The organism is Cellulophaga fucicola (assembly GCF_900119145.1).
Lineage (GTDB): Bacteria > Bacteroidota > Bacteroidia > Flavobacteriales > Flavobacteriaceae > Cellulophaga > Cellulophaga fucicola.
The window spans coordinates 100,900-115,413 of the sequence record NZ_FPIY01000002.1 but is presented as its reverse complement, the minus strand read 5'-3'; the positions used below and the strand labels follow the sequence as shown (position 1 = coordinate 115,413).

At 31.1% G+C, this 14,514-nt stretch carries 16 protein-coding genes; 9 read left to right on the top strand and 7 right to left on the bottom strand.

What is annotated here, in order from left to right; translation table 11 throughout:
* Positions 1-156: 156 nt before the first annotated feature.
* Positions 157-651 carry a metallophosphoesterase family protein gene (locus BT107_RS06665; RefSeq protein WP_072303022.1) on the bottom strand — a complete coding sequence of 165 codons (495 nt, stop codon included), beginning with the start codon at positions 649-651 and terminating at the stop codon, positions 157-159.
* A gap of 126 nt (positions 652-777) precedes the next feature.
* Here BT107_RS06665 and truA point away from each other — a divergent pair, with 126 nt between their 5' ends.
* On the top strand, positions 778-1,533 hold the full coding sequence (gene truA / locus BT107_RS06660; protein ID WP_072303021.1) for a tRNA pseudouridine(38-40) synthase TruA: 756 nt from the start codon (positions 778-780) through the stop codon (positions 1,531-1,533).
* A complete protein-coding gene (locus BT107_RS06655) occupies positions 1,526-3,304 on the top strand; it encodes an ABC transporter ATP-binding protein (protein WP_072303020.1) in 1,779 nt (592 codons plus the stop codon). The genes truA and BT107_RS06655 overlap by 8 nt, the downstream gene beginning before the upstream one ends.
* A 1-nt stretch (position 3,305) precedes the next feature.
* On the opposite strand, the gene BT107_RS06650 is transcribed toward BT107_RS06655, so the two are convergent.
* From BT107_RS06650 to folP, 3 genes are read right to left on the bottom strand one after another with little or no spacing between them, the layout of a single operon-like run.
* Positions 3,306-4,085 carry a DUF3667 domain-containing protein gene (locus BT107_RS06650; RefSeq protein ID WP_072303019.1) on the bottom strand — a complete coding sequence of 260 codons (780 nt, stop codon included), beginning with the start codon at positions 4,083-4,085 and terminating at the stop codon, positions 3,306-3,308.
* A 1-nt stretch (position 4,086) separates the two neighbouring features.
* Positions 4,087-4,875 carry a diadenylate cyclase gene (locus BT107_RS06645; RefSeq protein WP_072303018.1) on the bottom strand — a complete coding sequence of 263 codons (789 nt, stop codon included), beginning with the start codon at positions 4,873-4,875 and terminating at the stop codon, positions 4,087-4,089.
* A gap of 50 nt (positions 4,876-4,925) precedes the next feature.
* Positions 4,926-5,756, bottom strand: a complete 831-nt coding sequence (folP, locus tag BT107_RS06640) for a dihydropteroate synthase (protein ID WP_072303017.1) — start codon at positions 5,754-5,756, stop codon at positions 4,926-4,928.
* A 116-nt stretch (positions 5,757-5,872) separates the two neighbouring features.
* On the opposite strand from folP, the gene BT107_RS06635 reads away from it, so the two are divergent.
* From BT107_RS06635 to BT107_RS06605, 7 genes are all read left to right on the top strand, one after another.
* A complete protein-coding gene (locus BT107_RS06635; RefSeq protein ID WP_072303016.1) occupies positions 5,873-6,409 on the top strand; it encodes a DUF1599 domain-containing protein in 537 nt (178 codons plus the stop codon).
* A 72-nt stretch (positions 6,410-6,481) separates the two neighbouring features.
* Positions 6,482-7,576, top strand: a complete 1,095-nt coding sequence (locus tag BT107_RS06630; protein ID WP_072303015.1) for a BT_3928 family protein — start codon at positions 6,482-6,484, stop codon at positions 7,574-7,576.
* Between the two features lies 1 nt (position 7,577).
* Complete coding sequence (locus BT107_RS06625) at positions 7,578-8,009, top strand: PH domain-containing protein (protein WP_072303014.1); 432 nt, start codon at positions 7,578-7,580, stop codon at positions 8,007-8,009.
* A gap of 2 nt (positions 8,010-8,011) precedes the next feature.
* Positions 8,012-8,521, top strand: coding sequence for a GyrI-like domain-containing protein (locus tag BT107_RS06620; protein WP_072303013.1), 510 nt, complete (start codon positions 8,012-8,014; stop codon positions 8,519-8,521).
* 136 nt (positions 8,522-8,657) lie between these two features.
* Positions 8,658-9,407 carry a triose-phosphate isomerase gene (gene tpiA, locus BT107_RS06615; RefSeq protein WP_072303012.1) on the top strand — a complete coding sequence of 250 codons (750 nt, stop codon included), beginning with the start codon at positions 8,658-8,660 and terminating at the stop codon, positions 9,405-9,407.
* Positions 9,408-9,456: 49 nt separating this feature from the next.
* On the top strand, positions 9,457-10,293 hold the full coding sequence (gene prmA, locus BT107_RS06610) for a 50S ribosomal protein L11 methyltransferase (protein ID WP_072303011.1): 837 nt from the start codon (positions 9,457-9,459) through the stop codon (positions 10,291-10,293).
* Between the two features lie 22 nt (positions 10,294-10,315).
* On the top strand, positions 10,316-10,591 hold the full coding sequence (locus tag BT107_RS06605; RefSeq protein ID WP_072303010.1) for an ATP-dependent Clp protease adaptor ClpS: 276 nt from the start codon (positions 10,316-10,318) through the stop codon (positions 10,589-10,591).
* Here BT107_RS06605 and BT107_RS06600 read toward each other — a convergent pair.
* Genes BT107_RS06600 through BT107_RS06590 form a run of 3 tightly spaced genes read right to left on the bottom strand, consistent with a single transcriptional unit; the run spans position 10,588 to position 14,507 of the window.
* Entirely contained in the window at positions 10,588-12,648 is a 2,061-nt protein-coding gene (locus BT107_RS06600; protein WP_072303009.1) for an FN3 associated domain-containing protein, read from the bottom strand. The two genes, BT107_RS06605 and BT107_RS06600, sit on opposite strands and share 4 nt — an antisense overlap.
* Entirely contained in the window at positions 12,648-13,454 is an 807-nt protein-coding gene (locus BT107_RS06595; RefSeq protein ID WP_072303008.1) for an FN3 associated domain-containing protein, read from the bottom strand. Before BT107_RS06595 ends, BT107_RS06600 begins: the two co-directional genes overlap by 1 nt.
* Positions 13,455-13,472: 18 nt before the next feature.
* On the bottom strand, positions 13,473-14,507 hold the full coding sequence (locus BT107_RS06590; protein WP_072303007.1) for a 6-bladed beta-propeller: 1,035 nt from the start codon (positions 14,505-14,507) through the stop codon (positions 13,473-13,475).
* Positions 14,508-14,514: the final 7 nt, after the last annotated feature.

The window sequence follows — 14,514 nt, the reverse complement described above, 5'->3', positions numbered from 1 at the left end:
GGATTTATTGACTAGGCTGTTTTAAGGTTTTTTACAATAGTTCTAAGTTAAATATAAGAAAACCATTATAAAGTAAAGTGGGCATTTTTTTAATAAAATTAGTGTAATTTTAACATATTTACCTTTTTATTTGTTGATAAATATCATTTTTGCTGATTATTTTTTACCTATTTCTATAACTTCTAGGTCTTTTATATCACTGCCATCTATTGTAAAACGTAACATTGTACGTACTTGATGAAAACCGTGCTTGCCACAGGCACCAGGATTCATATGTAATAGGTTAAGCTTTTTGTCATACATTACTTTTAGTATGTGAGAGTGTCCGCTTATAAATATTTTAGGAGAATTTTTCTTTATTTCTTCACGTATACGCACATTGTATTTATCTGGGTAACCGCCAATATGGGTAATCCAAACAGAGACTTTTTCGCAAGTAAATTTATTATCTAACGGAAACTCTAATCTAGCTTTGTCATCATCAATATTGCCATATACAGCTCTTAATGGTTTTAATTCTTTTATTTTATCTGTAACGTCTAAGCTGCCAATATCGCCTGCGTGCCAGACTTCATCAGCTTGCTTAATATATTTTAAAATTGTATCGTCTATATGGCTATGCGTATCAGACAGTAATAAAATTTTTGTCATTCTAAATAATCGGTTTTAAAAAGTAGTGTTGTAATGTAATCTAAAAATAAAGTAATACCCAGAACTGCCTGCTAAAATCTTACTTATATTAAGTATCTTTGTGGTTTACAAAAATAGGTATTCAATTTGAGATATTTTGTAGCATTTTCATACTTTGGAGCAGCATACCATGGTTGGCAAATTCAACCAAACGCAATAACTGTACAAGAAGAACTAGAAAAAGCATTTAGTACGCTTTTAAGAGAAAAAATTTCTTTAATGGGAGCTGGTAGAACAGATGCAGGTGTGCACGCCAAACAGATGTATGCACACTTTAATGTAGCAACTATAGCTAATGAAGAAGATTTAGTGCGTAGGTTAAATTCTTTTTTGCCAGATGATATTGCTGTACAAAATATAATTAATGTACCTGAAGATGCACACGCAAGGTTTAATGCAACAGAACGCACCTATGAATATTGGGTTACACAACACAAAAACCCTTTTACAATACCATCAACTTACTATGTAAAGCAAGAACTAAACATAGGTAAGATGAACCAAGCAGCAGCTTTACTTTTAGGAAGACAGGATTTTGAGTGTTTTTCTAAATCTAAAACAGATGTTAAAACCTTTTACTGTAATGTTAAAAAAGCAGTATGGGAGCAAAAAGAAGATAAATTTGTATTTACTATAACTGCAGATCGGTTTTTACGCAATATGGTAAGAGCCATTGTAGGTACATTATTAGATGTAGGTACTGGTAAAATAACAGTAGAACATATGCATACTGTTATTTCTAGTAAAAGTAGAGCAGAGGCAGGTACATCTGTACCAGCCAAAGCATTATATTTAACTCAGGTTTTGTACCCAGAAAATATTATCAAAAAAACGAATGGCTAAAAAGACAGAAAAAGATACAGGAAAAGCGTTTGACTATACGTTGTTAAAACGATTATTACAGTTTATTAAACCTTATAGAATTACCTTTTACGGAGTTATTTTAGCTGCAATATTATTATCTGTATTTGCAATTTTAAGCCCAGTATTATTAAGAGAAATTGTTAATACAGCTTTAGAAAATAAAGACCAATCTTTATTGTTAAACCTTATTGTTTTAATGATGGTTGTGTTAATTTTTGAAGTTGTTAGTCAGCTTTCTTTTGTGTACTATGCTAATTGGTTGGGAGAATCTGTTATTAAAGATATTAGAATAAAACTCTTTAAGCATATGCTTAGTTTTAAGATGAAGTATTACGATAATTCATCTGTGGGTTTATTGGTAACACGTGCTGTTACAGACATACAACGTATAGGAGAAATCTTTAGCCAAGGTTTTTTTATGATTGTGTCTGACCTTCTTAAAATGGTTGTTGTTGCTGGTGTTATGCTTTTTTATAGTTGGAAACTGGCTTTAATAGTGTTTGCTATAATGCCAATTATATTATATGCAACAAAAGTTTTTCAAAAAGCAATGAAAGGTGCTTTTATAGATGTAAGAGGTCAGGTATCTAATCTAAATACATTTGTACAAGAGCGTATCACAGGGATGAAAATTGTTCAGTTATTTAATAGAGAAAAAATAGAGCAAGAAAAGTTTAGATTAATTAATGAGAAGCACCAAAATGCTTGGTTAAAAACGGTTTGGTATAATTCTATCTTTTTTCCAATAGCAGAAATTGTTTCTTCTGTAGCTATAGGATTAATTGTTTGGTATGGTGGTTTACGCGTTGTGCTAAATAATAATGTAGATGAGTTAGGTACTATTTTTATGTTTATACAATTATCACAAATGCTGTTTAGGCCATTACGCCAAATAGCAGATAAGTTTAATGTATTGCAAATGGGAATGGTTGCTGCAAATAGAGTTTTTGCAATTTTAGACAGAGAAGACACAATTACAAATGAAGGATCTTTTGAGAAACCTTCTATAAAAGGAGATATCTCATTTAAAAATGTTCATTTTGGATATGTAGAAGGAGAAGAAGTATTACACGGAATTTCTTTTGATGTTAAAGCTGGTGAAACTGTTGCTATTGTTGGTGCAACTGGTGCAGGTAAGTCCACTATTATTAATTTATTAAATCGTTTTTATGAAATAAATTCGGGTCAAATTTTGGTAGATGGCGTAGATATTAAGGATTATAAACTAGCATCTTTAAGAGAGAAAATAGCCATTGTTTTACAAGATGTATTTTTATTTGCTGATACTATTGAGAATAATATTTCTTTAAAGAATGAAGATATAACCCTAGAAACCATAACCCAAGCAGCACAAGAAATATCTGTACACGATTTTATTACTAGTCTGCCTAATAGTTACCAATACAATGTAAAAGAACGTGGGTCTATGTTGTCTAGCGGACAACGACAACTACTAGCTTTTTTACGTGCATATGTTAGTAAACCTAGTATTTTAATTTTAGATGAGGCAACATCTTCTGTAGATACATACTCAGAGCAATTAATACAGAAAGCGACAGAAAAAATAACACAAGGCAGAACATCTATAGTTATAGCGCACCGTTTAGCAACTATTAAAAAAGCAGACAAGATTATTGTTATGGATGCTGGTGCTATAATAGAAAGCGGTACACACAAAGAACTTCTTAAAAAAGGTGGTTACTACAAGAGCTTATACCAAGCACAATTTTTAGCAGAAGACGTAGCTTAAATTATTTTGCAGGAACAAAATCTGCAGGGTTTAAATTTCCAGTTGCAAAACCCACTATCATAATAAAAAGTATTAGCCCCATAAATATTGTAAAAAATATACCTGTAAATAATACTGATTTGTAAATTATTTGCCAAGCAGAATACTTATTTAACTTTTGCTGAACATAAAGAAAATATAAAATCATAAATAATAATGCAGTAAGGCTGTAGTTTGTGAATGATTCCGGGAAGTAGGCAATTATAAACATACTTGTAAAAAAAGACAAAATACTCCATTGTGCTAAGCTATAAATTACACTAATTGTATATTCTGCTAGTATGTGTTTTCTTTTGTTTAATGTAATGAGGCCTACAATTAAAAAAACAGGAATATAACTTATAAAAGATAAGGAAGAGTAATCATATATTACATCTATCATTTTTTTAGTAAACTCAGGATTCATTCCTTGGTCAAAAGCATCAAGATCCATTTCAAAATCAAAAACCTTACGCATAAAAAACATTAAGAAACCAGCTAGCATTAAAGCAATACCAAAATAACTAATAGGGTTCAAATACTTTCTTCTGGTACCGTTTACATAACCATTTATAACAACATCTGGTTTTGTAAATAAATGTAAAAAAGTACGTAAAAAAGTGTTATCTAGGTTAAAGTAACGTTCTGTAATGTCACTAAGTAAATTTTTAATAGTAAGCCTATTTCTAATCACTTTTGCACCACAATCTGGACAAAAAGAATAATCTGTTTGTAGATTATTTGCACAATTTTTACAATTCATTTTAAGATATTAAGTCCTCTTTAATAAGACTCGTAAGTTCGTCTAAATCTTTGTAAAGTACAAACTCTCCGTTTTTTATGTAAGAAATAGCGCCAGTTTCTTCACTAACAACAAGAGCTAAGCTATCTGTTTTTTCTGTAATACCAACGGCTGCTCTATGTCTTAATCCAAAACGTAAAGGTATTGTACGTTCTTGTGAGACAGGTAAAATAACTCTAGTGGCAACAATGGTATTGTTTACCAATACAGCAGCACCATCATGCAGAGGGCTGTTTTTATAAAAAATACTTTCTAAAATAGGTTGTGTAACCTCAATATTCATTTTATCTCCAGAACTTTTTACAAAATCTAAAGAGTTGGTACGTTCTAAAACTAATAAAGCTCCTGTTTTAGTTTTGCCCATTTTATCACAAGCAGTTACAATAGCTTCTACATTTGTATCAGATGTCATAGCTTCTTGCTTTAAAAACTTAAAGTGTTTTATAAAGTTACGCTTATTGGCAAAATTAGTAGAGCCTATCATTAATAAAAACTTACGCAATTCTTGCTGAAAAACAATAATAAGGGCAATTAAACCAATGTTCATAAAGCCACCAACCATACTGCTTATCATTTTCATATCTAGCAATTCGGTAAGTTTCCAAAGTGCCCATACAATAACAATACCTATAAAAATATTAATAGCAACAGAACCACGTACTAGTTTATAAATGTAGTACAGTAATACAGCCACTAAAATAATGTCTATAACATCTGTTATTTTAAAATCAAGAAAATTTAGAAAATCCAAGTATAACGGGTTTTTGTAAAATTATAAAAAAATGAAGAATGAAATTACATCTATTCATTAAACTTTAAAGCATTAGTTAGTGCAATACATTCAACAGCTTCTTTAACGTCGTGCACACGTAAAATGCCAGCTCCTTTGGTCAGTGCAATAGTGTTTAATGCTGTTGTGCCGTTTAATGCATTTGCGGCAGTAGTGTCTAGTGTTTTATAAATCATAGATTTTCTGCTTAACCCTGCTAATATAGGTACATCTATGCTTTTAAATAGATCTAAATTTTGTAAAAGGGTAAAATTTTGCGCAGTTGTTTTTGCAAAACCAAAACCAGGATCTATAATTATGTCTATAATTCCTTTGGCTCTTGCTTTAGCTATTTTTTCAGCAAAATAATGCTTAATATCTAAAGTTACATCTGTGTATTCTGTTAGTTGTTGCATTGTTGCAGGTGTGCCACGCATATGCATAAGTATATAAGGAACTTTATATGCTGCAATAACACTCATCATCTCATCATCTAAACTACCAGCCGAAATGTCGTTAATTAGTGTAGCGCCATTTTCTAAACAAGCTTTTGCAACAGCACTTCTAAAAGTGTCAATAGAAAGTAAAATAGAAGGAAACTCTTTGATTAATAGTTTTACAATAGGTACAATACGACTAATTTCTTCTTCAACAGAGATATTGGTTGCATTTGGCCTAGAGCTATATGCACCAACATCTATAAAAGTAGCACCGTCTTTAAGCATTTTATCAACCTGTAATAAAATAGATTTTTCATCTTTATAGCTTCCACCATCATAAAAAGAATCTGGTGTAAGATTTAAAATACCCATTACTTTGGGCGTAGATAAGTCTATTAAATTTCCGTTGCAATTAATTGTCATACTGTTTGTTAAATTGATTTTCTAAAACTGATAAAAAATAAATGATTTAAGATAAAACCCTTACTTTTGAATAGTTCAAAATTTTAAGCGAAATTTACACAAATTAGATAAGATAAATGCAGAATACTTCAGAACAATATGATGCGGTTATAAAAGAATGCCGTGAGCTGTTTCAGAAAAAAATGAAAGATTATGGTAGTGCTTGGCGCATTTTACGTTTACCATCTTTAACAGACCAGATTTACATTAAAGCACAACGCATACGCGGATTACAAGAAAATGAGGTTAGAAAGGTAGATGAGGGAGAAAAATCTGAATTTATAGGCATTATAAACTATGCTATTATGGCTTTGGTGCAAATTGAAAAAGGCATTGTAGAACAACCAGATTTAGATGTTACTGCAGCAGTAGAATTGTATAATAAGCATATTACTATTACTAAAACACTAATGGAAAATAAGAATCACGATTATGGTGAGGCTTGGAGAGAAATGCGTGTTAGTTCTTTAACAGATCTTATTTTGCAAAAGTTACTGCGTGTAAAGCAGATAGAAGATAATAAAGGTAAAACTTTGGTAAGTGAAGGTATAGATGCTAATTACCAGGATATTATTAATTATTCGGTTTTTGCATTAATTCACTTAAACGGGTAAAAAATAAAAGCAAAAGTTAAAAGTTATAATGATTAACTTTTAAGTAGTATTTTTTCAATTTTATATTATTTTATGAAATATATAGTAGGTTTAAGTAGGTGGGTAGTTGGTATATTATTTATTATAAGTGGTCTTATAAAACTTAACGATCCAGTTGGTTTTTCGTTTAAATTAGAAGAATATTTTAGTCAAGGTGTTTTAAATATTCCTTTTCTAGAGCCACACGCCTTATCTATTTCTATTGTAGTTGTAATTTTAGAAGTACTACTTGGTATTATGCTTTTGGTAGGATATAGACCAAAATTTACGGTGTATAGTTTGTTAGGGATGATTGTCTTTTTTACATTCTTAACCTTCTATTCAGCTTATTTTAATAAAGTTACAGATTGTGGTTGTTTTGGAGACGCCATAAAATTAACCCCTTGGCAATCTTTCTATAAAGACATTGCGTTGTTGGTGTTAATAATAGTTTTAACTGTAGGTATAAAATATGTTAATTCTATTGCTAACTATAACATAAGAAGAGGTATTGTTTTATTGGCTTTACTTGGTTGTGTTCTTTTTGCAAACCACGTATTAAACCATTTACCAGTTGTAGATTTTAGGCCATATAAAATAGGTGCAAATATAGAAGAAGGTATGTCTATGCCAGAAAATGCTCCACAAGCTATTTTTAATTACGAATGGAAGTTTAATGTAAACGGAGAAGAAAAAATATACGTTACACAAGGAGATTATCCAACAGTAGACGGTGAGTATGTTAGTGTAGAAACCACAGAAATACAAAAAGGCTATGAGCCACCCATACACGATTTTACAATAGAACAAGAAGGAGAAAATTTTGCAGAATCTTTACTGCAAGAAGATAAGTTGGTAATGGTAATTGCATATGATTTAGCTAAGAGTGATTATGATGCTTTTACGGCAATTAAGACAGTAACAGATAAGGCAAAAGCTAAAGGGTACAAAGTAATTGGTATGTCTGCTTCTAACGACGAGTTGTCTGGTAAAATAGTAGCTAAATACAATCTAGATTTTAGTTTTTATTTTACAGATGAAACTGCCTTAAAAACAATTGTACGTTCTAACCCTGCTGTTTTAGTATTAGAAAAAGGTACAATTAAACAAAAAGTACACTACAATGATGTAGACGATTTAAAGTTTTAAAATGATTTTTAAAAGTAGAAAAGATAGCTTATTTAAAAGTGTAATGATTGCTATTGTTGCACTGCTATTTTTTATACTTTATTTATGCCTTTTAGAAAATACGACAACTACAGATGGTGTTATAAGTATTATTATAACAAGCTTGGTTTTATGTCTTTTACTATGGATATTTTTTGGAACAAGCTACAAGCTAACTTCTACTACTTTAAATTATAAGAGCGGACCTATAAAAGGCAATGTTCCTATAGTAGAAATACACCAAATTATAAAAGGAAGAACACTTTGGGTTGGTCTTAAACCTGCCACAGCAAGCAAAGGGTTAATTATAAAATATGGTAAGTATAACGAGCTTTATATTAGCCCAGAAACCAACGATAGTTTTATTAAAGAGATTTTAACACACAAAAGTACTATAGAAATTATTACAGCATAAGAATGAAAAATTTAGTAAGTACAACGCCAGAAATAAAAGAACTAGAATCAAGAATTTTAGTAGGTATAAAAAAGGAGGTTTCTGTACTTACTATGGATAATGTTGCTCACTGGAAAAGCTTTATGTGTAGGAGAGAAGAAATAGCTAACCATATAATAGGTGAGTATTATTCGGTTCAAGAATACGGAGAGTCGTATTCTTTTTCAAATTTTAATCCTGCTGCAACATTTAAAAAATGGGCAGCTGTAGCTGTGCCAGAACCACAAGATATTCCAGAGAATATGGATGTGTTGCATCTTCAAGGAGGTTTGTATGCTGTGTTTATTCACAGAGGTATGGCTAAAGACTTTTCAAACACTTTTCAATATATTTTTTCTGAATGGATGCCTAATTCTAATTATCAATTAGATAATAGACCACATTTTGAGTTTTTAGATAAAAGGTACTTAGGTGCAGCAAACCCTAAATCAGAAGAAGAAGTTTGGATTCCAATAAAAAGCAAAAATCTTTAAATATTTATCATCTTAAGGCTCTTTTTTTAAGGATTAGATAGTTATTTGTTACTAATACTAAATGATTAAGTGATACAAATATTATGTGTTATCTTTGATATCTTAGATTGATATTTAACGCATAAAAACACATAAAATGAGATCAAAAATAGTTGCAGGTAACTGGAAAATGAACAAGACTTTAACAGAAACTAATGCATTATTAGCAGAGCTAGCAGGTAAATTACCAGACACAGATGCAGAAGTAATGGTAGCACCTACATTTGTTAATTTAGCAGCAGCAGTACAAGATGTTAATTCTTCTACAATACAAGTAATTGCACAGAACATGCACTTTGCAGAAAATGGTGCTTACACAGGAGAAATATCTGCAGATATGTTGTTAGATATAGGTGTAGATACTGTAATTATTGGTCACTCTGAACGTAGAGCTTATTTTGGTGAAACAGATGAGATTTTAGCTAAAAAAGTAATTACAGCTTTAGAAAAGAATTTACGAGTTGTTTTCTGTTTTGGTGAAGAGTTAGAAGATCGTAAATCTGACAATCATTTTAACTTAGTAGCATCTCAATTAAAAAACGGACTTTTTAACCTAAAGCCAGAAGCTTGGTCTAAAATTGTTTTAGCTTACGAGCCTGTTTGGGCTATTGGTACAGGTGAAACTGCATCTCCAGAACAAGCGCAAGAAATGCACGCTTTTATTAGAAAAACTATTGCTAACGAGTATACAACAGAAATAGCAGAAGCTGTATCTATCCTATACGGTGGTAGTGTAAAACCTGCAAACGCTAAAGAAATTTTCTCTAAAGTAGATGTAGATGGTGGCCTTATTGGCGGCGCAGCATTAAAAGCAGACGATTTTATTGCTATAATAGAAGCAATATAATAGTACCTTTGTATTTCTAAAAAAACAAGTTTACAGATACAAGTACACAATGGCAGATCTAATCTATATAGAATACAATTTTACAGTTGCACCATTGCAACCAGCATCAGACATTTTAATTGCGCAATTAGGCGAAATTGGGTTTGATAGTTTTGTAGAAAATGAAGAAGGAGTACAAGCGTATATTTTAAAAGATCTTTGGAAAGAAGATAGTGTAAAAGATGTGCAAATATTAACGAATGAGAACTTTAATATTAGTTACGACTTTAAAGAAATTGAACAACAAAACTGGAACTCTGAGTGGGAAAAAAACTTTGAGAAAATTGTAGTAGAGGATATCTGTACTGTACGTGCCCCTTTTCACGAAAAACCAAATACCGAGTTTGATATTGTTATTGAACCAAAAATGAGTTTTGGTACCGGGCATCATGAGACTACACATATGATGTTACAACATATTTTAGAGCACGATTTTAAAGGAAAATCGGTTTTAGATATGGGTAGCGGAACAGGTGTTTTGGCAATTTTAGCAGCAATGAAAAATGCAGGTTCTGTAGATGCAATAGATATAGATAACTGGTGTTATTTAAATGCTGTAGAAAACAAGGAGCGTAACAATTGCAATCAAATAAATGTTTTTGAGGGCGATGTTAGCTTATTAAAAGACCAGAAATACAATATTATTATAGCGAATATAAATCGTAATATTTTATTAGCAGATATACCATCGTATGCTAAATGTTTAACTAAAGATGGTATTTTATTTTTAAGCGGATTTTACAAAGAAGACATTCCTGTAATTACTGAAAAATGTAATGAAGTAGGATTAAAGTTTGAAAAAAACCTAGAAAAAAATAATTGGGTTGCAGTAAAATATGTATTTTAGATAGTATAAATGTTAGAGGGTTATGAGTAATCAGGAAAAATATTTAGAAGAACTATTAGTAGAAGAAGAGGTAGCAAACAACAATGAAATAGTATTATTTAATGATGATGTAAATACATTTGATCATGTTATAGATACTTTAGTAGATGCTTGCGACCATACACCTTTACAGGCAGAACAATGTGCTTTTTTAGTACATTACAAAGGTAAATGCACTGTAAAAACAGGTGATTATAAAGATTTAGAACCAAGATGTAGTAAGCTATTACAAGCAGGCTTAAGTGCAGAAATAGTTTAATTAATAAGAATTTCATCTACAAAAACCCAGCTTTGACCTCCAGGATTTGGATGCCAAACTGGGTTTTTTGTTATGTTTTTAACTTCAATTTTTACAAACTTAGCCTCGGTTTCTTCAAAAGTAATATCGTAGAAGGCAATTGCATCATCTACATACTTTTTTGGAATAGGTAATTTTATAGATTTAAGTAACTTAAAGTCTTTGTTGTTGTTAGAGACCCAAACTTTATAGCCTATTGGATGAAAAATCCAGCTGGTAGGTTTTGTTAATGAGCCAATAGAAACAGTGCTTATTTTTTTAGGTTCATTAAAAACAATAGTTGTATTTAGGTTTTCTCCTTGATAAGCAAGCCAAGATCCATCTTGAAAATTTATAGTTCCCCTTTTTAAGTCTTTTAAGGTGTTTGCACCATCTCCTATATAATTTTCATGAGGTTTTTTTTGTAACCAAATAGAATCTAAAAGCAATCCACTTTTTTTAATATTAGCAGTTACTACATCACTTTGGACCCAATCTTTTTTGTAAGCAAAAAACTTAACTGTTTTAGATTCTTTAATACGAATAGGTGAGGTGTATTTTGTTGCAGTAGTATCTGGTTCTGTACCATCTGTTGTATAAAATATAGTAGCACTTTTAAAAACGTGTTCTAATTGTAAATCTAGTTTATCATTAAAAAAGTCTGATGCATCTACTATGTATGGGTTGTTTAGAACAGCATTATTAAAAAGTGTATCTGCTAAATGCTTTGTAATAAGGTTTGGTTTTTCCTTTTTTAAACTAGCTAATTCTGTTTTAGTTATAGCTGTTTGGTACAAGTATAGTTTTTTTAGATTCTTTAACTTTTTAATGTGTTCAAATGCATCACTCTTAACAGCAGTGCCATATAAATTTAAAGATTCTAATAAGCTTAACTTTTCAATATCTTTTAAAGCAGCAGAAGTAATTTTAGTTTTTTGTAATTGTAATTTTAAAAGGTTTTTGAATTTAGGTAAAGCACTAGTTAAATCATCATTAAAATTGGTGTATGCTAAATTTAGTTCAACAATGTTTTCTGCGTATTCGTTTAAGTATTTAAAATCTTTAGAAGTTATATTTTTTTTACTGGCTAATGTTACAATTAGTAACGGACTCTTTTCAGCTAAAGGTATAACACTATAACCATTTGCATTCATTTTAGAAATCCATTCTAAGGGTACAATTTCTGCTGTTGCAGTTAATATTCCTAATGCTGTGGTGTCTTTTTCTAGTGTTTTTAAAATAGATTTTGTTTGCGGACTAGCATCTGTTTCTTCCACAGTACAATCAAAACAATTGTTATTTTTTATCCACCATTTTAATAAACTTATTTCTTCTGCGGTAAGTTGTACTTTTCCTTTAGGTGGCATATGTAATTTATCATCTAAAGGCAAATGTAATCTTGTTAATAGAGAGGCAGCTTCTCCGTTAATAGAGTCTAAAATGCTACCGTTTTCTCCGCCAGCTATAATAGATGCCTTAGAGGTAAGTAACAGCTCTCCTTTGGCTTTATTTGCATTGTGACAACTAACGCATTTAGAGTCTAGAATAGGCTGTATAATGTCTCTATATGCATTAGCCTTATTTATGTCTACTATGGCAACTTCACTTAAGGTATGTTCCTTAAAAAGAAAATCATCTCCGTGAGTCATATTCCCTCCTAGGTGGCCTGTAATACCTAACAAAGCAAGTGTAACTAAAAATAAAGGAACATATACTTTTTTACACCAATTATGAGGTAGTGTTCTTAAAACAAAAAGTAAAATACTACAAACGGTTAGCCCAACTGCCATCCACTTATGTCTAGATAAAGCAAGCTCGTCATAACCACCATTGTCTCCTAAAAGCCAGCCTGTACCTAAAGAAAATAATGCTGTAATTGCAGTTAAACCTAAAGCTAATTTAGCAATATCTGTTTGTTTGGACTTTTTAATTTTTAAATAAATCTCTAAAATAAAAGCAAAGGTTAGTATCCCAATTGGTAAGTGTACAAACAATGGGTGTAAATTTCCTATCTGAATTGTTAAAAGGTGTATCTGCATTATTCTACAATAATTTCGTCAATAAAAAACCAAGGTATGCTGTTGGCTCCTGGATGCCAAGCAGGAATTTTGTCTAAACTTTTAATTGTAATAGCAAAAGAAGAATAAGTGTTAGTTGTAACAGGAACTTCTATAAAATCTATGATTGTACTTTCTTTTGTTTGCGAACTAGCATTTTTACTATTGTAATTACCAATTAACTTAGAGTCGCTGTAAATAGATATCTCTTCAGGAGCAAATATCCAATCTCCTTGTGCTGTAAGCGTATGTAGTGTAATAGTAGAAAGTGTAAGTTCTTTTGCTAAATCTACCTTAATAGTTACTTCTTTAGTATTAAAACCTAGCCACGTATTGTTTTTTTTAAATTGAATGGTGCCACTTTTTAAATCGGTAAGACTACTAGGGCCATTGGCAGGGTAGCTATCACTAGGCATAGGATTAATTGTTACCGTGGCATTAGAAATAGAATGTTTTACTTTTTTTAATTGAAGTTTAATAGTTTCACTTTCTTTAAAATCTGGATGATAAGCCTTTACTTTTAAAAATGAAGACTTATTTACCTTTAAAGGAGTTGTAATAAGTTTAGAGTTGTTAGTAATGTTACTTGTATCTGTAGTATACCTTAGCTCTGTATTGCCTATTGCAGTTCTAAAGTTAATGGTAGCATTGTTTTTAAAAAATATAGAATCTACGGTAAAATTTGGGGAAACTACCTTGATGTCTTTGGTTTGGGCAAAACTTGTTTCTTTACTTTCTGTACAAGAAAAAAACAATGCTATAACCATTATGTATACTATGTTTTTCATAGATTAATTCGTTGCAAATTATACTCTAGTTAGTTTAATAGGATATGTTTTTCCAGAGCTCCATTGCGCTACATAAAGATTTTCATCTGTATCTATACAAACGTCATGCGGATTCTTAAAAACTTTTAAAGCCTGTTGCATAGGTTGCAAAATGCCGTCTTTGCTATAAATTGGCTCTGTACCTCCTGGGGCAGAAACCAATTTATTTTCTTTATTTAAGATTGATATAAAACCTGTATCCATAGCTCCTTCTCCAGACCAAATAGTAGCAGTATAAATATTTTCTTTGTGTATTACAGGTCTGCATACAAAAGCTCCCGGTAAATGTATGGTGCTTATATATTTGCCCTCCATATTAAAACGTTTAAACTTATTTTCCATACGGTCTGTAATAAGTAGTGTAGGTTCATTTTCTCGTGTATCTATAGTAATACCATGTGCATTACCAAATAAATGATCTTCTTTACCTTTACCGCCAAAAACGTTTAGTAAATGTCCTTTTTCATTGTAATGTAGAATGTATTGTGCTCCATAGCCGTCTGTAATGTAAACATCTCCGTTAGCAGCAACAGCGGTTTCTGTAGGTATATATTCTTCTTTGTTCTTATACTTTCCAGCAGTTTCAGGAAACTTAAAAATTTGAACAACCTTACCATCTATAGTTGTTTTAATTACCTCATGCCTATTGTTATCTGCAATGTATAAGAAGTCTTCTCCGTTTTCTACGTTTAAAGTTAGTCCGTGTGCACCAGGAAATTCGGTACCCCAAACCTCAATTAAGTTCCCATTTTTATCGTAAACAATAACATTGTTTTTAATATGGTCTGTTAGTAGAATAATTCTGCCTTTAGAATCTTGTACCATTTCATGACAATTTTCTACGGGATAAAAATTAGCATTTAATGCTCCCCAATTTAGGTCTATTTTGTATTTAAAATTTCCGTGACCAATTATTGCATCTTTATAAGGATGCATAGCGTGTAGTGCTGGAGTACAAAAAAGTAGTCCAGCGCTGGCTAAACTAGTACTTTGTATAAAGTTTCTTCTGTTCATAAATGGT

Bases quoted from the DNA above. Each gene is read 5' to 3' on its own strand.
- BT107_RS06665 (WP_072303022.1), bottom strand. From the start codon at position 651: ATGACAAAAATTTTATTACTGTCTGATACGCATAGCCATATAGACGAT.
- BT107_RS06655 (WP_072303020.1), top strand. From the start codon at position 1,526: ATGGCTAAAAAGACAGAAAAAGATACAGGAAAAGCGTTTGACTATACG.
- BT107_RS06650 (WP_072303019.1), bottom strand. From the start codon at position 4,085: ATGAATTGTAAAAATTGTGCAAATAATCTACAAACAGATTATTCTTTT.
- folP (WP_072303017.1), bottom strand. From the start codon at position 5,756: ATGACAATTAATTGCAACGGAAATTTAATAGACTTATCTACGCCCAAA.
- BT107_RS06635 (WP_072303016.1), top strand. From the start codon at position 5,873: ATGCAGAATACTTCAGAACAATATGATGCGGTTATAAAAGAATGCCGT.
- BT107_RS06630 (WP_072303015.1), top strand. From the start codon at position 6,482: ATGAAATATATAGTAGGTTTAAGTAGGTGGGTAGTTGGTATATTATTT.
- BT107_RS06625 (WP_072303014.1), top strand. From the start codon at position 7,578: ATGATTTTTAAAAGTAGAAAAGATAGCTTATTTAAAAGTGTAATGATT.
- BT107_RS06620 (WP_072303013.1), top strand. From the start codon at position 8,012: ATGAAAAATTTAGTAAGTACAACGCCAGAAATAAAAGAACTAGAATCA.
- tpiA (WP_072303012.1), top strand. From the start codon at position 8,658: ATGAGATCAAAAATAGTTGCAGGTAACTGGAAAATGAACAAGACTTTA.
- prmA (WP_072303011.1), top strand. From the start codon at position 9,457: ATGGCAGATCTAATCTATATAGAATACAATTTTACAGTTGCACCATTG.
- BT107_RS06605 (WP_072303010.1), top strand. From the start codon at position 10,316: ATGAGTAATCAGGAAAAATATTTAGAAGAACTATTAGTAGAAGAAGAG.
- BT107_RS06600 (WP_072303009.1), bottom strand. From the start codon at position 12,648: ATGCAGATACACCTTTTAACAATTCAGATAGGAAATTTACACCCATTG.
- BT107_RS06595 (WP_072303008.1), bottom strand. From the start codon at position 13,454: ATGAAAAACATAGTATACATAATGGTTATAGCATTGTTTTTTTCTTGT.
- BT107_RS06590 (WP_072303007.1), bottom strand. From the start codon at position 14,507: ATGAACAGAAGAAACTTTATACAAAGTACTAGTTTAGCCAGCGCTGGA.